This window comes from Nitrososphaerales archaeon (assembly GCA_032906765.1).
Lineage (GTDB): Archaea > Thermoproteota > Nitrososphaeria > Nitrososphaerales > Gagatemarchaeaceae > DASPPF01.
Window position 1 is genome coordinate 18,068 of the sequence record JAJTZB010000008.1, and the last position, 19,223, is coordinate 37,290.

Genomic DNA, 19,223 nt, shown 5'->3' on the forward strand with positions numbered 1-19,223 from the left:
AGACGAATTTCCGTTCCCATGCAGACAACGCATGTGGCTTTCTTTGGCGTCACACTCTTCATTCTGCTCCCGTTTCTCATGCCCGCGACGATTAGTTCTGTCTATTTCTTTGCGATCATAGTTAATGTTGCGGCACTTGGGATTTCATTATACGAAGCACGGAAGACACTGAGGCATCTCTAGACAGTCATGCGACACAATTGCTAAAGCTAGCTGCGACTCCAGCATACCTCTTGCACACCCCTCGATGGGGTGTATCTCCGAAGGAGCTTCTTTCCATCAGAATAGCTCAATTCTTCCCCTTTTCCCTCCCCCCTCTGGCGAGCACATACCAACCGACACCCCCACGAGCGGAGCGAGTGAGCCCCGAAGGGGTGAAGGCGAAATCCGAGCGAGGGCAAAAGAGGGGGGAGGGAGCGAACGGAGTGAGCGGAAGGCCGTGAGGAGCGGAGCGACGGACACGGCTCGCGAAGCGAGGGGGTGAATTTTGCTCGAAGCGAAGGATGAGCCTGAAGGGCGTCGGTTGGTGCGGGCGAGCCATTCCCTTGGTGGTCTAGTCCACCAGGCGCGCCCTAACGCCTTCTGTATCTCCGGTTGACCTCTTCCGTCGCGTCCCTGACCAGCTCGTGCGCTGCGCGCCCGAACGCCTTGTTCTCCGTCGCTAGCAGGGCTGCCACGGCGGTCAGGATGAACTCCTTCGCTGGCAGGCTGATGTCCTCGGCATCTCCGATGTACCTGTAGATCGTGGCCAGCGTCCTGAGCTCCAGAAGGTATTCTTCTGCATCATGCGCCCAGAGCCTCTTGAGAACCTCGTTGTAGATTTCCTCCACTCTGGCTCTCGAATCGGTTTGGGTGGCCTCGAACTTGGCCGGCTGCTCCAGGTGCTTGGAGAGCTGGTTCGCCATGACCGATGAGTAGAATTCCTCCTCTGTCTTTTCAATCTCCTTCTTGACGGCTTCGACCTTGTGATACCTCTCCACCGTGCCGAAGAGAGGCAGGCCTCCCAAAGCGCACTCCGCTATCTCGTCTGCTTGGAGGTCGATCATCAGGCGCTTGGCGTACTCGACGTCCCATTTGTGCTGCTCACTGCCTTGGTATTCGTGTACGTCGTGCCCCCACGAGACGTATTCATGTATCAAGTCCTCCGCCATCCTGTGGGAGAGTTCATCGATGCAGTGCCTGAGTGTTCTTCGGTAGGCTTCCGTTAGCTCATCTCTTCCGTCCAGATTCGCATCACCGTCGCTCATGGCTTCTCGGCCCCGTTGAGGAACTCTGCGAGTGTGGTCACAGTCACCCTCTCGCTAATCAAGGCGGTGTACCTCCCGTTCTTTGCTATCTCGGAATTTGGAACGAGGATGATGAACGGCTTGGCTGTGAATTTCGAGATGCGTTCCTCCAAGTCGTCCGTCCTCTTCTTCAGCCCTGTCTCGACCTCGAAGTATGCGCTCCCGGTTTCAACGTCGGGCAGCGCCTCGCCTCGCTCCGCTACGTGGACGATGCCTTCGCTATTGTCGAGTCCCTTGACCAGCTGCTCTTGCATGTAGCGGTGAAGGTTGCTGACCTTCTCGTCCTCGCTCTTCGGGAAGTACAGGACGATGGTCTCGCCCGACTCGGCGTCATACTTCATCCGCTGAACCTCGTCACCGTTGACCAGCTTCTCAAGGATGTCCCTGACCTTCAGCTTCGCCTCGTCCTTGGCGACTCCGTATCTGTCGCTGAAGTAGCCTGCCAGACCGGAGACCCAGACCGGTTCGTCCCTGAGCTTGTCCCTGACCGTCGCCTCGTAGTCGATTCTTGGTGCGGTCGCTCCTGCGGGAGTGCTCGAAAGGTACTCCTCGACAGACACTGGAGCTTGCTCCTTCGTTATTCCCTCCGGGCTGAACGTGAGAACCCGTATCCTGGCGTGAACCTCCTCCGATTTCGCGTCCAAGAACTGGTGCGGTTTGAGGACCGTGACCGACCAGGCGAGCATCGGGTCTATCGCCCTCAACGCCTCGATGTCTGCCTTCGACGAGGTGCCGAAGAAGAACTGTGTCGCGAACTGGTTCCTCACGTCGTCCTCTATGTCCGTGTAGTTCTGGGTTGACGTCCACAAGGAGCCTCTAGACCTGATTTCCTTCGCCATCTCGTACAGGATTGAGTGGTACTTCTCGAACGTCCCTCTCGTCAGCCTGTGAGCCTCATCGACGCAGATTATCGGCTTGTTGTCTGGTATCTCGTTCCATATCTGCCTGAGCATGAGTTCTGCGAAGAACACCTTGGCGGAGTCGGAGAGCTTCGAGAAGTCCAGGACTAGGCTCGTGCCGTTGTGAATCAATTGTCGGATGACGCTTGCGTCTCCATCAGCTCCGTGCTGTAGGGACTTCAGCTGCTGCTGGATGAAGCAGAGGGCGGAGAGTTGGACCTTGTCCTTCGCCTCATTTATCCTGCGCTCAAGCCTGCGGTTGAACTCCTTCCACGACGCGCATCCATAGCCTAGCTCCCTGACCAGAGACGGAATCTGGCTGGCGGTTATCCCTATGGTGGTGATGGGGAAGGCTATCGCGAAGGCGCTGACGAACGCGTCTACGTCTTGGAACGGGTCAGGGCCGAGTCTGCTTACGTCTGCGACTGGGTATCCGGCCCTGAGATATTCGTCGTTCACCTTGAACGAGAAGATCACCTTGACCCCGTCCACCACGCTTAGGAGCAGCTTGTTGAGCGTGGTCTTTCCCTCTCCGGAAGCGCCGCTCGTGAAGACGTTCCTGTTGGGCTTGCCCTTGAACGTCTCGTCGAGGTCTATCCAGAGGAACCGAAACTCGTCGTCGCGATACGGCTCGGTCGCTGCGTCGCTGCCCGTGTTCTTTGCGATGACCCTGACTATCCCTATGTGACCAGGAGTGAGCTTCTGCGGGCCGTCGCCGCTCCTCCGGTAGGTGAGTGACCTCCCGAACTGGTACTCAAGCTCCTCCCTGTCAACTCCGTACTTTTGTTCGAGCTCCTTCCAGCGCCTGTCTTCCTGTTCCTTCCTCTTCCTTTCCTGCTCCCAGTGCTCCTGCCATCGCCTCTGCTCCTCTTCTTCCTGCCTCTTCCGCTTCTTCCTACCGAAGATGTCGAATTCCATGCGGGACAAGGAGACGGGGCTATTTAACGGGGGTAAGCAGAATCGGATGGCTCGACCCGTCTTTTATAGCAGGCCAGACTTCTCCTGCATGACAGAAAGCGACGATGAAGGGTACGTAAGGGTGAAGAAAGAAGACCTTGAACGGATGGGTAGGGTGCTCAGGAAGCTTGAGGGCCTGCTAGGTACCTCTCGACAATCTTCCTGAGTTCTTTGACCTCGCTCCTCACGCTCTCGTCCTCAATCGTTGCCCTGCTCCTCTCCTTCGGGTCGAGGGGGCTGGCACATTTTGGGCAGTAGAGCATCCCGGGGGATGCCTTCTCGGAGCATCTGGGACAGATTACGGGGGCAAACTCCGGCTTTGGCTGCTCAATCTTCGTCCCCGAGTACAGGGCCGTGAGCTTGTCGTCCAAGTCCTTCCCGGAGAGATGGACGTACACCGCTGGCATCTTGCTGCTCATCGACCATCCGTACATCACCTTCAGCTCCGAGTCGGTGAGGAACTTGGCGTTCCTCGTGGCCGAGCCGTGCCTCAGCATGTGGTTGAAGACTCTCTTCTTGATCCCCACCTCCTTCGCTATCTGCTTGAGCCTCCTATTCCACCTGACCCAGCTTAGGCGGCGGTTCATGTAGTTGGTGCTCTCCGTCAGCCAGAGCGGTGCGTCGGGGTCGTTCCTGAAGGGGTGGGTCTCCAAGTGTTGAGATAACAGCTTCACGGAGCTAATCAGCCTTACCACTCTTGAGCCCGTCTTCCCTCTCTCCACGTGGAGCCTTACTCCTCTGTCGTCGAATGAGACGCTTCCGACGTTGAGTGTCAACAGCTCGGTAGCCCTCAACCCGGCCTCGAACCCGACCGATAGCATCGCCTTGTCCCTCGGACTTGTCGCTGACCTTATCATCGATTCGACCTCCTGGCTGGTCAGGAATTGAGGCTCCTTCCTCTCGTTGGGCTTGATCGCGGTCTTGAGCCACCTTACCTCCTCTGGGTATGGTGTCTCTTTGTCTATGTTGCCGTACCGAACGAACTTGAAGAACCTCTTGATGGCGAATATGTAATCGGAGATTGTGTGGGCGGTATAGCCTGAATCGCGCTGCAACCATACGACTAGCCCCTCAATATGCTCTCGTTTTGCGTCCTTGGTCTGCGCTCCAAGGTGCTCCATCGCCTTCTTGAGATGGAAGAGGTACTTGGCTAGCCTGCCAGTCGATACACCATGCGCTCTAAGATGCTGGACGAAGTTCCTGATTAGTTCCTTATCCTGGGTCGAGATTACGCTCGATTCGCACAGAAGCTTCTCGGCATTAGCGAGGCTGTACTGGTAGTTGTATACTTCGTCCTCTGACCTGTTCATGTGATACTGGTATGAGGGGCTTTTTAACGGAGAAAGGAGTCTGCGATTTGAACGCATGGGTTAGGGTGCGGTCGCCGGGATTTGAACCCGGGTTTCTGGTCTTGTTCAGATTACCAGCGTGGCAGGCCTACACACCCTCGCGGGCTTGATGTCCTGGACCAGGTTTTCCTCGTTGCAAGATCTAGACGACGACCGCGCCAATCACGTCGCGAGACTGGCGGGGATAAAAGCTTGTGGGGTTCTCTCAGCCAACCTTGGTGCCGAGTGGCACCTCCTTGTCAGGGGACAGGAGGGAGACCTCGCTGTCGTTGAACGCTGCAAGCATCATACACTCCGAGATCACCCCTGCAACAGACTTCGGCTGGAGGTTGACGACGGCGACGACGCGCCGGCCCAGCAGCTGCTCCTTCGTGTAGAACTGCTTTATGCCGCCGACGCACTGTTTGGTCACCCCGTCCCCGAAGTCGATGACTAGCTTGTACATCGGCTTCCTCGCTTGCGGGATGTCCTCAACGGACACTATCTTCCCCACCTTCATCTCCAACTTCCCGAATTCATCGATGCTGATCGACATCGCGGACATCAACAACCCCCGTCTGCAAATAAGGCTTAAAGAGAGCGGCGGGCGCGGCGTGAATCGTAGGGCCGGTCGTCTAGTCTGGTAGGATAGTCCCTTGGCAAAGATTCCAAATTGGGACAGGTCGGGGGTTCGAGTCCCCCCCGGTCCATTATAGATTCACATCCTGTCGCGTACGGAATCGATTCCTATCGATTTCTCCGCCCTGTCAGTATAAATACCAGATATGCCAGCTCGTGTCGGCGGGTTGAGTGGTACCTCCACCCGTTCCGCCTAACAAACCCCGGAGTCGGAGGATAGATAGTGAGAAGGAGCGTAGTGGTTGCGACTGCGTCTGTGTACGCAGCGATGTACGTCGCGCTTGTCCTTGCCTTCAGCCCAATCAGTTACGGTGTAATCAACCTGCGCGTGGCCAACATCCTCATCGGCCTAGTTCCCCTTGTGGGTTGGCCAGCAATATTGGGACAGACGATAGGGGTCCTGATAGCCAACCAACCTTCTCTCGGAGACCAGCTCGGGCCCATAGACCTGATCAACGTCGTCCCCACCTTCGTATTCTCATGGCTCCTCTGGAGGCTGAGACATGTGAGCGTTTTCCTTGGCCTGACACTTTACTCCTTGGCCCTGGGAGTTTCCGTAAGCTTCGCCCTGAGCTACGCCTTCAACCTGCCGGTGCTCGTCGAAATCCCGTTGGTGACGACAGGGATATTTCTGGCGACAACAGTCCTGGGCTACTTGCTCTACGGGGCGGTCAAGAAACTCGGAATACTGCAGAGGAGGTTTGCCGACTGAGTTGAGTCTGGGTCTCGTCGTGGACAGGCAGAGCTCGGACGAGACAAGGAACGCAATCAGCTGCATATCCGGCGGAGTCGACTCGGTCACAACAACATACTACGTCAGTAAGGTCCTGAAGCCGAAGAAGCAGCTCCTGATTTTCTGCAACTACAAGCAGAGGACCTACAGGTATGAAGAGTTCTGCATCAAGAGGATCTCCCAGGAACTCGGTATCCCTCTCAAAATAATAAATCTCGATTGGCTCGGCGACATAAGCACATCTGTCCTCACTCATCCGCAGAAGGAGATCACAGAGACCAAGGAGGAGGACCTTTGGGACTCGGCGAAGGCGAGAAGCAGGATCTTGAAATGGTGGGACCCCTGCAGGAACGCCATCCTGCTACTGGTTGGCCTTTCACACGCCGAGTCGTTCTACATCTCCGAGGGCGAGCGGTACGATGTCTTCATCGGCATCAGGAGGGAGACCCCGGTAGCCATGAAAGACAATACGCCGGAATTCATGCAGGAGATCAACCGCCTCGCAGAGCAAGCCACCCACCACGGCGGCTACAGGCTGTTGGCCCCGCTCATCACGTACGACAAGGACAAGGTGGTCAAACTGGGCCAAGAGCTCGGCGTCCCCTGGGAGTACACCTACAGCTGCTATGCCGGGCACAGCTTCAGGACCATCGGCGGCAGGACGCTGCCTGTCCACTGTGGAATCTGCTCGAATGACAAGAGAAGGGCACTTGCTTTCAAGATGTCCGGAGTGCACGATCCCAGTTTATATTCGAGACCCCCAATCCATGATGTAGAATACGAGAAACCAAATGGAGTCTATATCCAGAAGCGAACAGGTAAGGAAGACTTGGCAGAATCACGAGAGAAGGATTAAGCAAAAAGAAGCGATGAGGAAGTGTTGGCAGAGAGAGGATTACAGAGCAAAAGTGTCTGAACACCTGCGCCAAATGGCCAGCAAGGGCGGGCAAAAGGCTGCGCAATTGAGACGTGCAGGTGCGATAACGATTAGTGAGGAGACTAGAAAGCATTGCAGCGAATCCCAAAGAAGGAGATTCCAGCGACCTGAGGAGCTGAAGAAACTGGAAATGGCCAGACTGCTCTCCTACGAATCCGTCGACCTCCAGGAGCGGGCTCAAAGGATGAGAGAGGCTTTCCTTGAGAAATACGGATCTTTCTTGGAGCTTGCAAGGATGGGTATGAAGGCTCCAAAGAGGAAGCCTAACAGATTGGAGATAGAAGTTGGAAAGATGCTGGGAGACGAATGGGAATACGTTGGTGACGGAAGATTAGTAATCGATGGTTTGATTCCTGACTTCGTCCATAGGACCAAGAGGAAAGTCTTGGAAGTTCTAGGCTGTTACTATCACTCTTGCCCGATACATTTCCCAAATGTTCGAATGGGATACAAGACATTGCCCGCATTCAGAGAATCCGTCTTTAGAGATAAAGGATACGAGGTTACATTTCTCTGGGAGCACGACATCAAGAAACGGAGGAAGGTAGCCTTCAGAGAAGCGGGCGTCAACGACCCCTCGGTTTACGCCGAGTGACTACCCTGGGTACACTTCCTTCCAGGATTTCCGAGATCCCCAGATCGCTGGTCCGTCCTAGCTCTGGGGACGATCTTGGTTGATGGAGGGCAGCTTGGCGACGACAGCGGCTGCGAGGAAGGCGAGCAGGCCGGCCAAGACGAATGTCACGTGGAAACCCAGGTAGACGGAGATGAAACTGGAGGCAAGGGAACCTGCGAGGGTGGCGAACCCGACCACGGAACTGTAGACGCCGAGTGCAGCGCCCGGACTCCTCGTCTGCACAGTGTTGAACATCATCGTGTTGGATGAGGTGTAGTATACCGCGAAGGCAGTCCCTGCCGAGATCGGATAGAGTATGAGGACTGGGATGATGAACGATGGGCTCGCAGCGAGAAGCGCCGAGGCGCCGAGCAGGACATAGCCTCCTCCCCTCAGGAGGAGACCCTGGATGGAGGTCGACTTGAGAGTCCGGCTCTCCGCGTACCTCCCGACATATCTGAACGAAAGCGTCTGGATGAACGAGCCAGCGAGTATGACTGCGAAGACGACGCCTGCGGAGAGCGAGAATGCTGAGAGGGCGGGGACGAATGAAGTGTTGAACAGCCCGCTCGAGAGGTAGAAGCAGACTGTCGAGATGTAGAAGAGAGGGATGTAGCTGGTGATTGTGAACCTGAGACCTCTGAAGACGCGGCGGAAGTCTGATGCCCTCGGCAGGTTGAGGAACATCAGTGGGAGGCTCAGGAGCCTTGCGAAGAAGCTGGACTTCCTTCCGACTATTGTTTCCCGCTCGAAGGTGAAGGCCGGCTCATGTATCGTGACGAGGGCGAGTGATGCGGAGGCCAAGGAAAAGACGCCGAGAGGTATCGCAAGTAGGATAAGGGGGAGGGTCTGCGCCCAGAACGTGCTGAGGACGAGTCCGCCCACGTTCCCTATGCTTGACATCATCGAGAGCCTGGCAAACGTGTCCGCCCACCTGCCCTTCTGTTCAGTCTCCATGATCAGCAGGTTCAGCGGGGTCGCAGCGGCAGCAGACATGAAGGAGAAGACGGAATAGACCAGGAGGGTTCCAGGCGTGCTACTGGAATAGTAGAAGGCGAAGAGCACGAGGGACATGACGGAGTAGCTGAGAACGACTAGGGTTCTGCGCGCATGCAGTCGGTCGGTTGTGATTCCCCAGAAGATCGAGGCGGGGATGCTCACTCCGTTGAAGAGGGCCACGGCGAGACCCGCGTAGATGGTTCCGAGCGGGTGACCGCTGAGCTGGATGAGGTAGAGCTGGACTAAGGTCCCCAATGGACCGGTTGCGAGAGAGACCGGGAGCACAGAGTAGACCCAGTCTGCCGACCTCGTAGTCTTCGGCGCGCCCAAATTCTGTCTCTGCCCCCGACTCCAAGGCTCGGAGCAGTCCACTCATCTACTTATTGAAGTCCATCGAGGTGTGACAGGAAAAGCTGAACTAACGCGCCTCGGACGTAAGTGACGCTTGACTCTTCTGGGGAGGAACCTGGCGATCGCGATTCCTGATACTGTGCTTGAGGAGAGAGAGTCGCCCCGAGAGAAGACGGTCAAGATGGGCTCGATAGCAAGGGCGTGCGCGATTTACGGCGTCGATGTTGTCGAGGTGTTCAGGGACGAGAAGGGGAGAGGAGAGGCCAGGCTGATCAAGAAGATCCTCGAGTACTTGGAGACGCCGCAGTATCTCAGGAAGAGGTTGTACTCCATCGACGAGTCTCTCAGGTATGCCGGGCTTCTTCCTCCGTTGAGAATACCCTCCCACAAGCCGAAGATACCTGTCGAGAAGCTGCAGGTGGGAGACGTTAGGGAGGGTGTGACAAACGCCGACGGCACGGTAGACATAGGTCTTGACAGCAATCCGAGGATGAAAGAGAGGATCGGCGCGAACAGAAGGGTGACTGTCAAGCTCGCGTCGAAGAGCCCGTTGACCGCCGAGCTCGTGGAGAGGGAGAAGGTCAACGAGTACTGGGGCTACGTGGTCGAGGTCAGGACTGTGGACGACGTCATAGCTGACAAGAGGTTCGGGCTGAAAATCGCCACCTCGAGGTATGGGAACAATCTCCAGTCTCAGGTCTTCCAGGTGCGCGAGGCTGTGTTGAAGTCCGCTTCCATCCTTATCATGTTCGGTTCTCCCGCGAGGGGGCTCTTCGACATAGCAGGCCGGACGCTCAGCGAAAGGATTTCGTTCGTATTGAATCTCTTCCCTGAGCAACACGTCGAGACTGTCAGGACTGAAGAGGCAATCTTCGCAGCACTCAATCTCGTGAATACATTGGCAGTTTGAGTGGAAAGCTTAAAGGCTGAACGAAAAACGGGGTTCGGGAAAGGTTAGAGTGAATTGGGTCACAGGAAGCATAGTGCGCCACGCAGGGGTAGCCTTGCATACAGGCCCAGAGGACGTGCGAACAGGCGTGTTCCCAGAGTGAGAAACTGGCCCAAGATAGCGAGCGACAAGCCGACGATTCTGGGGTTTCCAGCCTTCAAGGCGGGGACGATTCACGCAATCACAGTCGACGACAGGGCGAAGACGCCCAACTTCGGCAAGCCTCTCTTCAACCTCTCGAGCGTCCTGTCCCTCCCTGACGCTGAGGTGAAGGGCATAAGGTTCTACGGATGCGAGAACGGATACGAAGTCGCAATCGCCGACGGGCAGAGCCTGCCAGCCGGCGTGCCAATGGAGAAGGTGAATAGGGTAGCGGCAGTCGTCTCCGTTGTTCCCAGCGAGGTCGGGCTGTCCCAAAAGGAGCCGCTCGTCTTCGAGGTCGGCGTCGGGGGTGGTGACATAAAGTCGCAGATTGACTACGCTGTCGGTCTGGTAGGTAAGAAGGTCAAGTTCTCAGAAGTCTTCAGGCCGGGTATGTACGTTGACGTCCTCGGCATCACGAAGGGAAAGGGATTCGAGGGACCTGTGACCAGGTTCGGAGTGAAGAGGAAGCAGCACAAGTCAAGGAAGAGCGTCAGAGCGGTCGGTGTCATCGGCCCTTGGCACCCTGCAGCGGTCATGTACACAGTCGCAAGGGCGGGCCAAATGGGATTCCACCAGAGGACAGAGACAGGCAAGAGGATTCTTCTCATGGGAAACGGCAAGGAAAAGCCGATAACGCCCGCGGGGGGCTTCCTACACTTCGGGGTCGTGAACGGCGACTACGCTGTGCTGAGGGGTTCCGTTCCTGGCCCTGCCAGCAGGTTCGTCATAGTAAGGTTCCCGGAACGCTGGGTTCCAAGGAGTCAGGCTCCACCCCAAGTCGTTGAAGTGAGCACGATGGCGAGGGCGTAGCGCTGATGAAGGTCGGTGTGCTGGGGCTGGATGGAAAGCAATCAGGGACGGTCGAGGTGCCTGACGTGTTCACAGGCGCGCTGAGACCCGACCTGATTAGGAGGGCGTTCTGGCTCATTGGCTCGCATACCCTTCAGCCGAAGGGGAGGGACCCGATGGCTGGAGAGAGGACCACTGCTGAGACGCACAGCCCGCCCACCGGGACTGGCCAGTCCAGGGTTCCGAGGGTGAAGGGGAGCAGGTATTCGAGGTCAGGGATGGCAGGAGGGATTGCAAGCGTCGTGAAGGGAAGGCTTGCGCATCCGCCTAGGTCTGAGAAGGTCATCTACCTCAAAATCAACTCGAAGGAGAGACGCCTAGCAACGGCCTCGGCCATAGCCTACACTGCGAATCTGGAGGCTATACAGTCTAGGGGGCACAGGGTCAAGAAGGTGTCGCTCCCGATGGTTGTCTCAGACGACGTAGAGGCGCTGGGCAAGACCTCGGAATTGGCTGCGTTCTTCGAGAAGCTGGACCTCGCTGAGGAGATGAGCAGGTTGTACCGAGGCATCAAGAGGAATCCCGGCAAGTCTAGGCTCAGGGGCAGGGCGTACGAAGAGAAGGTCGGGCCTCTGTTAGTGGTGACCAACGACAGAGGAGTAGGCAAGGCAGCTGGGTCGATCCCAGGCGTCGACGTGGCCAGGGTTGACAGTCTGAGCGTCCTCAACCTTGCCCCGGGAGGTGTCCCTGGAAGGTTAACCCTGTGGACCGAGTCGGCGTTCGGAGCGCTCTCGCCAGAGAAAGAGGAGGTAGTCGCAGTTGCGGCTTGAAGACGCGCAGAAGATAGTGAAGAGACCGTACGTGACCGAGAGGACCTTCGACCAGATAGAGAAGGAGAACAAGATCTGCTTCCTGGTCTGGGACGGGGCCACCAAGGTCCAGATAGCGAATGCAGTCGAGGCGCTCTACGAGGTCAAGGTCAGGGCGGTCAACACTGCCAGAACGATAAAGGGGAAGAAGGCGTTTGTGCGATTGGCAGAGGAGAGCTCCGCAGCAGACCTCGCGACAAAGCTGGGGCTGGTGTAACAGATGGGAAAGAGGATTCTTCAACGCAGGCGCGGCAAGGCTGGCATACAGTTCAGGGCCCCGATCATCGGCAAGATAGCACCGTCGAGGTACCCGAATGTTCCGTTGGCCGGCTCGGACAAGGCCCGCGTCACTGCCATCCTGGATGAGAGGGGAAGGAGCGCGCCGCTTGCACAGCTCGAGTACGGCCTGAGGCAGTTCACCTATGTCCCCGCAGCCGTGGGTCTCTCTGTTGGGAGCGAGGTTTCAATCGGAGCGGGGGCGAGCCCCGTGGGAGGTAACATACTGCCCCTCTCAGCAATACCAGAGGGGACGAAGGTGTGCAACGTGGAGCTGAGGCCAGGCGACGGAGGGAAGCTCGTCAGAGCATCCGGCGGTTCGGCCGTCCTCTTCTCGAAGTCAGGAGGGAGGGCCATACTGAAGCTGCCTTCAGGCAAGAACATATTGGTGAACGAGAGGTGCAGGGCGACTGTGGGCGAGGTTGCCGGAGGCGGAAGGAGGGAGAAACCCTTCCTGACTGCAGGCAAGAGGCATCACGCGATGAGGGCTTCTGGGAGGGTCTACCCTCGCATGAGAGGAATCGCAATGGCCGTGGTCTACCATCCGTTCGGAGGAGGCAGACATCAGCATCCTGGCAAGTCGACGAGCACTTCGAGGAACGCGCCGCCGGGCAGGAAGGTCGGCCTTATAGCCCCCAGGAAGACAGGAAGGGGGAGGTTGCCTAGGGCTAGCATGGAGGTAAGGGAGTAGTTGCCGAAAGAGTTCAGGTACAGAGGGCACAGTCTTGAGGAGATGCAGTCGATGTCCACAGAGTCTATGCTGCAGCTGCTGCCGTCAAGGGCACGGCGCTCCTTGAACAGGGGTGTCTCCGACGAGAAGAGGAAGCTGCTCGAGGACGTGCGGGCCATGAAGGATGGTAAGATCGAGGGGCAGATTAAGACTCACGCCCGAGACATGATAGTCCTGCCTTCGATGGTCGGTCTGACGCTGAACGTGCACAACGGCAAGGAGTTCGTCGCCCTCCAGGTGAAACCAGAGATGATCGGGAGGTACCTCGGAGAGTTCGTGATCACCAACAAGAAGGTGGTTCACGGGACTCCTGGAATCGGTGCGAGCCGTTCGAGCCTGTACGTGCCGCTAAAGTGACTTGTTCGAGCCATTCTCGTTCCTGAGGTCTGTCGCTTTCGCCGTGCTTTTCGCCGGGATAGAGTACAGGTACGTGAACAGGAGGGAGGAGGAGTGGACGAGGAAGGTCGAGAGTTTCTACGAGAAGGCCGCCTTCTGGATAATCTCGCCCTACCAGGCGTACCTCCTCCTGCCCACCTTCGTGGTGGTCGCGTTCGCTCTCCCCGTCTCGGCGTGGGCTGGGAACACCTTCCTGGTCGCGGTCGCCGAGGACATGGCCTACTTTGCGTGGAGGGGCAGCCGGGTAGTGAAGGGCGAGTGGACGACGATGCTCTTCGGGAGCTTCACCGTGAATGGCCACGAAGTCTCGGTCTGGTGGCCCCTCGGGCTCTTAATCGCTGCTGCGCTGTACCTTATGCCGCTCTAATCATCTGACGTTGGTCTGCGACTGGTCGCGCAGGAAGTTCAACAGGTAGTGGGGCCCGCCCACCCCTCTCCCCGTGGCACCACTCGCATTCCAGCCGCCGAAGCTCTGGGCGCCGGGCCACGCTCCCGTCGTCGAACCTCCGCTTCTGTTCGCGTAGACGACACCGAACTTGATTCCGTCGAAGAACTTCCTGACCTCGACCTTGTTCTCAGAGAAGATGCCGGCCGTAAGGCCGTACTCGGTCTCGTTTGCCTTCGCAACTGCCTCGTCCACTGAGTCGAACTCGTCAACCACGACGAGGGGGACGAAGAGCTCGTCCTTGAAGAGCCTGTGGCCGCTAGGGAGGCCAGTTATCACCGTGGGTGTCACGTAGAACCCGTTCGCGGTCGGACCGGACCGCATGACATTCCCCCCAGCAATGACCTTCCCACCTGCTTGGACCGCCTCAGAGACAGAGGTCTCGAACCGTTCGACGGCTGCTTGGTTGATGACGGGACCCATGAACACTTCCTTCTCCCTTGGGTCACCGACCCTGAGTTTCTGGATGCGCTCGAGGAAGGCAGAGATGAACTTCTCGCTCACCTTCCTCTGGACGTAGACCCTGGAGGTGGCACTGCACTTCTGTCCTCCGTAGCCATAGGCAGCACGCACTGTTCCCTCCACAGCCTTCTTGAGGTCTGCCTTCGCGGTGACAATCGTCGGGTTCTTGCTCCCCATCTCTAGGATAATCGGCTTGGGGAAGGGTTGAGAGGTCATGAACCCGCGGAAGAGGCGCATGCCGACGTCCCTCGAGCCTGTGAAGGCGATGCCCGCAACGTCAGGGTTGGAGACGAACTCCTCCTCGAAGTTCCCCCCGGGCCCCGTGACGTAGTTCACCACGCCAGGCGGTACACCCGCCTCCCTGTACACCTGATACAGCATCAGACCCGTCAAAGGCGCCTCGCTGGTAGGCTTCAGTATGATTGAGTTGCCGGTGATGAGGGCCCCGAGAGCCATGCCGCTGGCCAGCATGAACGGGAAGTTGAACGGGGAGATGACCGGCCAGACTCCGATCGGCTTTGAGACGAGCTTGCAGTCTTCACCAGGCCCGCCAGGTCCCATCTTGATCTCGTAGCCGTGATGCTCCTTCATCAGCCGGGAGTAGTACTTGATTGCGTCCACTGCCTCCCAGGCCTCGGCCAGCGCCTCCAGCCTGTTCTTCCCCACCTCGTATGTGATCGCCACTGCTATCTCGAACTTCCTCTTGTCTATGACCCTCGCTGCGTTCTCCAGTACCCTCACCCTCTCTCGCCATGGCGTCCCGCTCCATAGCTCGAACCCGGCCTTGGCCTCTGCGATTGCCTCCCTGGCGTGCTCGCGGGTGCCAACCTGGAAACTTCCGACGACTACGGAGGTGTCGATGGGACTGTGGTGCTCAAAAGTCCCGGCGTCTGACTCCACCTCTCTCTTTCCGATGTACATCGGGTAGCGGCGGCCGAGCTGGCTCTTGAATTTCGCCAGGGCTACCTCGTACTTTGGATTGATGCTTTCGTCAGCGAAGAGCGTTACGTATGTTATTTTTTGAGGGGACTTCTTTGCCATAAATGGCGCGCCTCCGTCAGTTCTACTTAATGTTTCGCGAGGCTCGGTAGCTTGGCTGGCTCCTGTCTCACGAACGCTTCGCCAGCCGCGGATGAGAACTCCTTGGCGACAGCGCTTCTCACTGCCGCAAATTCCAGCCGCCTCCCGAGAAGCATCTCCATCGAGGTCATCGTCGAAGGGTCGAGCCCGCACGGCCTGATCAGGTTGAAGTACGACATGTCGGTGTTGACGTTAAGCGCGAAACCGTGGTAGGTCACCCAGTTCGTGACGGCCACGCCGATTGAGGCGAGCTTCCTGCCTGCGACCCAGACGCCTGGATGGCCTTCCTCAAGCCCAGCTTCGATGCCGAACCTCCCCACTGAAGCGATTAGCGCCTTCTCAATGACCTTCACGTGCCTCCTCACATCGTGGTCGTGAAGCTTCACGATTGGGTAGCCGACGAGCTGCCCCGGACCGTGATAGGTCGCGTCGCCGCCTCGCTCGACCGTGAAAACTGGTACGCCCTGGGGGTTCAGGTTGGCCGGGCTGGTCTTCCTTCCCAGCGTGACGACATGCGGGTGTTCGAGAAGAATCAGCGTGTCTGGGACCTCGTCTCTCGCCCTCCGCTCCACAAGGACCTTCTGCAGTTCCCAGGCCTTGCCGTACTCTACGGTGCCGAGGTCCAGAAGCGAGGCCGTCATGTTCTCAGCTGGTGGATTGGACGGCCTGCGGCCGACTCGGCAGCCTCCATGATCGCCTCCGGCAGAGTGGGGTGTGGGTGCATTGTGAGCGCTATGTCCTCGACCGTGGCACCCATCTCTATCGCGAGTGCAGCCTCGCTTATCAGGTTCGAAGCCTCCGGCCCGACTATCTGCACCCCTAGGACCAAGCCGCTCTTCGTCTCCGACACGACCTTCACGAACCCCTCCGCCTCTCCCGTCGAGAGGGCCCTTCCGAGGGCAGAGAACTGGAACCTGGTCTTCTTGACCTCGTGGCCTGCGGCTAAGGCCTTCGCCTCGGTGAGCCCCACACTGGCTACCTCGGGGTCGCAGAAGACAGCGTCTGGAATGACCGTCCATTCGGCTGCCGTGGGCAAGCCGGCGGCAGATTCAGCGGCGACGATTCCCTCCTTTGACGCCTTGTGTGCGAGCAGGGGTGGCCCCCTCACGTCTCCGATGGCATAAATCCCCTCGACGTTCGTCATCATCCGGCTGTCCGTAACTATGAACCCCTTCTGGTCGGTGTTGACTCCGACCTTCTGTAGGTTCAACCTCTCAGTTCTCGGCCTCCTCCCTACGCTCTGAAGCACAACGTCCGCCTCCACCATGAGCTTGCCTTCTGGAGTATCGACCTCCAGCTTGGTCACTCCGTCCCGCTTTGAGACAGAGGTGACACTGGACCTGAGGTGGATGCTGGCCCCCCTTGACTCGAGCTTCTTGTGGACGACCCTGACCACCTCGGGGTCGCTGCCTGGGAGGAGTTGATCCATCACCTCGACGATGGTGACATTGCTTCCAAGATTCTGGTACATCGAAGCGAACTCCAGGCCTATGGCCCCTCCTCCGATGATGACCAGCCTCCTAGGGGCTTTCATCAGATCGAGCGCCTCCTTCGAACCGATCACAAGGCTCCCGTCGTACTCGATTCCTGGGAGCTGAATGGGCCGCGTCCCCGTCGCTATGACAATCTTCTTTGTGGAGAACTCCTCGCGACCAGAAGCGGTCTGGACTGCGATTGTGTTCCTGTCCAGGATTTCCGCTTCGCCGTGGACTATCGTCACGTGGTTCCCCTTTAGGAGATACTCCACGCCTGAGACGAGCTTCCCGACGACTTCAGACTTCCACTTCTGCATCTGCGCATAGTCGACAGAGACGCCTGACGCATTCAGGCCGAACCTCTCTGCTTGCTTGACCTTATCGTAGAGCTTCGACACTGTTATGAGCGACTTCGACGGGATGCACCCGTAGTTCAGGCACTCCCCGCCGAGCTTTTCCATCTCGACGATGGCGGTCTTGAGCCCCAGTTGGGCGGCCCTGATGGCGCAGACGTATCCCCCCGGTCCGCCCCCGATAACGGTGATGTCGAAACTGTCCATGAAGGAGACGGACGCTTCGGGTGCGAAGCTGGCTTAAACCTTGCTGAGCGGAGGCGTCTATTGGAGGGCGGCGCGCAGTCTAGTCCTGTCCTGAATCGCGTCGATCAGCCTGCTGGTGAACCTGGCGGCGTAAGCGCCGTCGAGGATTCTGTGGTCGAAGGTGAGAGAGAGGAACATCGTGTCCCTCGCCTCAATCTTCCCGTCCCTGACGACTGCCCTCTTCGTTATCTTGTGGGTCCCAAGTATCGCAGCCTCTGGCATGTTGATTATCGGCGTTGCAAAGAGACCACCGATTGCCCCGACGTTCGTCACAGTGAAGGTCGACCCGCGTACCTCCTCCAAGGTAAGTTGGCCGCTCCTGGCTCTCGCCGCGAGCCTATCTATCTCCACAGCGAGTGCAAATACGTCCTTCGAGTCGGCGTCCTTCACGACCGGGACGACCAGTCCCTGCTCTGTGTCCGTCGCGATGCCGATGTTGTAATACTTCTTGAGGACTATGTTCCCAGCCTGCTCGTCCATTGCGGAGTTGACGTAGGGGAACTCCTTCAGAGCGGGGATTAGCGCTTTGATGAGCAATGGGAGGTAAGTCAGCTTGACGCCCCTCTTCTCGGCCATAGGCTTGAGCTCCTCCCTCAGGAGGACCAGCTCCGTTGCGTCCGCCTCGTCGACATGGGTGACCTGAGCCGTGGTTTGCTGCGACTTTAGCAGCCTGTCCGCGATTGTCTTCCTGATGCCCCTGAGCGGGACCAGCTCCTCCTTCCCGGGCTGGCTCGCGACGAGCACCTGGCCCGGCGTTCCGGCGGCGTGCGACGAGCTGCCTTGGGAGGAGGCCCTCCTGACATCGTCGTCCACCACCCTCCCCTGAGGGCCCGTCCCCTTCACAGTCCCCATGTCGACACCTAGCTCCCTCGCCAGCCTGCGAGTGGCGGGCGAAGCTAGGACTCCGGCTGCCGACGGCTGGGCAGGGGGTGCCGACGTAACGCGTGGAATCTGTGGCTCCTGCGCCTGCGGGGCGGACGGGGCTGTCGTGGCCCCAGCTCCTCCCTCCGTTTTTATCACGACGATCGTCTGGCCGACTTTCGCCACATCCCCTTCCTTGACCATGATTCTTGTGACCACACCGCTTCGGGGCGCGGGAATCTGAACGTTCACCTTGTCAGTCATCACTTCAACGAGGGGCTGGTCTTCTGTGATCTTGTCCCCCTCCTTGACCATCCATTTCAGTACCTCACCCTCCGCCACGCCTTCCCCGATGTCGGGAAGCCTGAACTCGTAATCCAAAGGAGATTCCAACCCCGGACGACTGGCACATCCTATTAGTGTTTTTCGCGGGCTAGTAACTGGCCAGCTCGAGTGCCGCCTTGAGAATCCTCTCTTTGCTGGGCACGTAGTAGTCCTCCATCTTGGCGAGAGGGACGACGGTATCGAACCCAGCCACCCTTCTGACTGGTGCCCGGAGGTAGTCGAGCGCCTTGTCCACCACAGTGGCGACGATCTCAGCGCCGACCCCGAAGCTCCTGGGCGCCTCGTGCACGACGACAAGCTTGCCCGTCTTCTTGACGGACGCGAGTATTGTCTCGAAGTCCAAGGGGGCGATGGTCCTCAGGTCGATTACCTCGGCTTCAATCGAGTTCGCAGACCGGAGCTGCTCCGCTGCCTGCATTGTAGGGACCATCATCGCCCCGTAAGCGACGAGGGTCAGGGCGGAGCCCTCCCGGACCACCTTCGCCTTTCCGATCGGGATTGTATACTCCTCCTCTGGAACCTCCATCTTGGGCGAGTCGTACAGGCGCTTCGGTTCCATGAAGATCACGGGATTTGGCTCCCTCAGGGCAGAGGCAAGAAGTCCCTTGGCGTCGTATGGGTTCGAAGGTATGACGACCTTCAGCCCGGGCGTGTGGCCGAAGTAGGCCTCAGGAGAATCGGAGTGTTGCTCCGGAGCCCTGATTCCGGCACCGTAGGGGAAGCGTATGACGCCGGCCGTGGTGTACCTGCCGCGAGTCCTGTTTCTCATCCGAGCGATGTGCCCGAATATCTGGTCGTAGGCCGAAGGGACGAACCCGTCGAATTGAAACTCGGCGACTGGCACCATCCCGCCGGCCGCGAGTCCCACGAAGATGCCTGCTATAGCGGCCTCTGCCAGGGGTGTGTCGAAGACCCTGTCTGGCCCGAACTCATCTTGGAGTCCCCTCGTGACCTGAAAGACGCCGCCGTTCTTTCCGACGTCCTCCCCGAAGACAACGATCTTGCTGTTCCTTTCCATCTCCTGCCTGAGCGCCATGTTCAAGGCGTTCCTGATGTTC

At 58.2% G+C, this 19,223-nt stretch carries 20 protein-coding genes and 2 tRNA genes; 11 read left to right on the forward strand and 11 right to left on the reverse strand.

What is annotated here, in order from left to right; genetic code table 11:
* Nucleotides 1-572 precede the first annotated feature (572 nt).
* From LYZ69_08545 to LYZ69_08565, 5 genes are all read right to left on the reverse strand, one after another.
* A complete protein-coding gene (locus LYZ69_08545; GenBank protein ID MDV3278495.1) occupies nt 573-1,247 on the reverse strand; it encodes a hypothetical protein in 675 nt (224 codons plus the stop codon).
* Complete coding sequence (locus LYZ69_08550; GenBank protein MDV3278496.1) at nt 1,244-3,103, reverse strand: hypothetical protein; 1,860 nt, start codon at nt 3,101-3,103, stop codon at nt 1,244-1,246. The genes LYZ69_08545 and LYZ69_08550 overlap by 4 nt, the downstream gene beginning before the upstream one ends.
* Nucleotides 3,104-3,261: 158 nt before the next feature.
* Nucleotides 3,262-4,452: a tyrosine-type recombinase/integrase gene (locus tag LYZ69_08555; GenBank protein MDV3278497.1), complete on the reverse strand. Its 1,191-nt coding sequence runs from the start codon at nt 4,450-4,452 to the stop codon at nt 3,262-3,264.
* Between the two features lie 66 nt (nt 4,453-4,518).
* Nucleotides 4,519-4,648 (reverse strand) — tRNA-Gly (locus tag LYZ69_08560).
* 48 nt (nt 4,649-4,696) lie between these two features.
* Entirely contained in the window at nt 4,697-5,026 is a 330-nt protein-coding gene (locus LYZ69_08565) for a tRNA-binding protein (protein MDV3278498.1), read from the reverse strand.
* A gap of 68 nt (nt 5,027-5,094) precedes the next feature.
* On the opposite strand from LYZ69_08565, the gene LYZ69_08570 reads away from it, so the two are divergent.
* The 4 genes from LYZ69_08570 to LYZ69_08585 all read left to right on the forward strand — a co-directional run bounded on the left by LYZ69_08570 (nt 5,095) and on the right by LYZ69_08585 (nt 7,374).
* A tRNA-Ala gene (locus LYZ69_08570) sits at nt 5,095-5,180 on the forward strand.
* 152 nt (nt 5,181-5,332) lie between these two features.
* Nucleotides 5,333-5,821 (forward strand): QueT transporter family protein, encoded by a 489-nt coding sequence (locus tag LYZ69_08575; GenBank protein ID MDV3278499.1) that lies wholly within the window; start codon nt 5,333-5,335, stop codon nt 5,819-5,821.
* Nucleotides 5,811-6,698, forward strand: a complete 888-nt coding sequence (locus LYZ69_08580) for a 7-cyano-7-deazaguanine synthase (GenBank protein MDV3278500.1) — start codon at nt 5,811-5,813, stop codon at nt 6,696-6,698. Before LYZ69_08575 ends, LYZ69_08580 begins: the two co-directional genes overlap by 11 nt.
* A 13-nt stretch (nt 6,699-6,711) precedes the next feature.
* A complete protein-coding gene (locus tag LYZ69_08585) occupies nt 6,712-7,374 on the forward strand; it encodes a hypothetical protein (protein ID MDV3278501.1) in 663 nt (220 codons plus the stop codon).
* Between the two features lie 57 nt (nt 7,375-7,431).
* Here LYZ69_08585 and LYZ69_08590 read toward each other — a convergent pair whose 3' ends face one another.
* Entirely contained in the window at nt 7,432-8,724 is a 1,293-nt protein-coding gene (locus tag LYZ69_08590) for an MFS transporter (protein ID MDV3278502.1), read from the reverse strand.
* Between the two features lie 115 nt (nt 8,725-8,839).
* On the opposite strand from LYZ69_08590, the gene LYZ69_08595 reads away from it, so the two are divergent.
* The 7 genes from LYZ69_08595 to LYZ69_08625 are packed head-to-tail and all read left to right on the forward strand — an operon-like array spanning nt 8,840 to nt 13,265.
* Nucleotides 8,840-9,655, forward strand: a complete 816-nt coding sequence (locus LYZ69_08595; GenBank protein MDV3278503.1) for a hypothetical protein — start codon at nt 8,840-8,842, stop codon at nt 9,653-9,655.
* Between the two features lie 54 nt (nt 9,656-9,709).
* Entirely contained in the window at nt 9,710-10,648 is a 939-nt protein-coding gene (rplC, locus tag LYZ69_08600) for a 50S ribosomal protein L3 (GenBank protein MDV3278504.1), read from the forward strand.
* 5 nt (nt 10,649-10,653) lie between these two features.
* Nucleotides 10,654-11,457: a 50S ribosomal protein L4 gene (gene rpl4p, locus LYZ69_08605; protein MDV3278505.1), complete on the forward strand. Its 804-nt coding sequence runs from the start codon at nt 10,654-10,656 to the stop codon at nt 11,455-11,457.
* Nucleotides 11,447-11,713 carry a 50S ribosomal protein L23 gene (locus LYZ69_08610; GenBank protein MDV3278506.1) on the forward strand — a complete coding sequence of 89 codons (267 nt, stop codon included), beginning with the start codon at nt 11,447-11,449 and terminating at the stop codon, nt 11,711-11,713. The genes rpl4p and LYZ69_08610 overlap by 11 nt, the downstream gene beginning before the upstream one ends.
* Nucleotides 11,714-11,716: 3 nt before the next feature.
* Entirely contained in the window at nt 11,717-12,463 is a 747-nt protein-coding gene (locus LYZ69_08615; protein MDV3278507.1) for a 50S ribosomal protein L2, read from the forward strand.
* Nucleotides 12,464-12,859, forward strand: a complete 396-nt coding sequence (locus LYZ69_08620; GenBank protein MDV3278508.1) for a 30S ribosomal protein S19 — start codon at nt 12,464-12,466, stop codon at nt 12,857-12,859. It begins immediately after the preceding gene.
* 1 nt (nt 12,860) lies between these two features.
* Nucleotides 12,861-13,265: a hypothetical protein gene (locus LYZ69_08625; GenBank protein ID MDV3278509.1), complete on the forward strand. Its 405-nt coding sequence runs from the start codon at nt 12,861-12,863 to the stop codon at nt 13,263-13,265.
* On the opposite strand, the gene LYZ69_08630 is transcribed toward LYZ69_08625, so the two are convergent.
* From LYZ69_08630 to LYZ69_08650, 5 genes are read right to left on the reverse strand one after another with little or no spacing between them, the layout of a single operon-like run.
* A complete protein-coding gene (locus tag LYZ69_08630; GenBank protein MDV3278510.1) occupies nt 13,266-14,846 on the reverse strand; it encodes an aldehyde dehydrogenase family protein in 1,581 nt (526 codons plus the stop codon). It abuts the gene before it with no gap.
* Nucleotides 14,847-14,872: 26 nt separating this feature from the next.
* A complete protein-coding gene (gene lipB / locus LYZ69_08635; GenBank protein ID MDV3278511.1) occupies nt 14,873-15,526 on the reverse strand; it encodes a lipoyl(octanoyl) transferase LipB in 654 nt (217 codons plus the stop codon).
* A complete protein-coding gene (lpdA, locus tag LYZ69_08640) occupies nt 15,523-16,920 on the reverse strand; it encodes a dihydrolipoyl dehydrogenase (protein MDV3278512.1) in 1,398 nt (465 codons plus the stop codon). The genes lipB and lpdA overlap by 4 nt, the downstream gene beginning before the upstream one ends.
* A gap of 57 nt (nt 16,921-16,977) precedes the next feature.
* Complete coding sequence (locus LYZ69_08645) at nt 16,978-18,201, reverse strand: 2-oxo acid dehydrogenase subunit E2 (protein MDV3278513.1); 1,224 nt, start codon at nt 18,199-18,201, stop codon at nt 16,978-16,980.
* Nucleotides 18,202-18,253: 52 nt separating this feature from the next.
* Complete coding sequence (locus tag LYZ69_08650; GenBank protein MDV3278514.1) at nt 18,254-19,201, reverse strand: alpha-ketoacid dehydrogenase subunit beta; 948 nt, start codon at nt 19,199-19,201, stop codon at nt 18,254-18,256.
* Nucleotides 19,202-19,223 lie beyond the last annotated feature (22 nt).